This window comes from Collinsella sp. SGI.095, from assembly GCF_050314535.1.
GTDB lineage: Bacteria > Actinomycetota > Coriobacteriia > Coriobacteriales > Coriobacteriaceae > Collinsella.
Genome location: NZ_JBNPNG010000067.1, coordinates 1 through 329 on the forward strand (window position 1 = coordinate 1; position 329 = coordinate 329).

1 protein-coding gene is annotated in these 329 nt (G+C 70.2%); it reads right to left on the minus strand.

From position 1 onward, the window contains the following. Positions 1 to 26: 26 nt before the first annotated feature. On the minus strand, positions 27 to 251 hold the full coding sequence (locus ACQRCA_RS08490; protein WP_427719900.1) for an IS3 family transposase: 225 nt from the start codon (positions 249 to 251) through the stop codon (positions 27 to 29). Between the last annotated feature and the right edge of the window lie 78 nt (positions 252 to 329).

The window sequence follows — 329 nt, forward strand, 5'->3', positions numbered from 1 at the left end:
GGGACTGCGGACGATTTCTTGGACCGTTACGCGGCCCTTCCCAGCGCGGCGCGGAACTCGGCCGGCGTGCGGCCGCCGAGCGCATCGCTGCGCCTCTCCGTATTGTATCGGCCGATCCAGCCCCCGAGCTCCTCGATGAAGCGGGCAGGGGTCCAGCCCGACCAGTCCCTGCCGTGCCAGAACTCCCTCTTGAGCAGGCCGAAGAAGCCCTCCATCGCCGCGTTGTCCGGGCTGCAGCCCTTGGCGGACATGCTCCTGGCGAGGCCGTGCCCCTCGCAGATCGAGATCCAGCCGGGCCAGCGGTAGTGGCCGCCGCGGTCGGAGTGGAT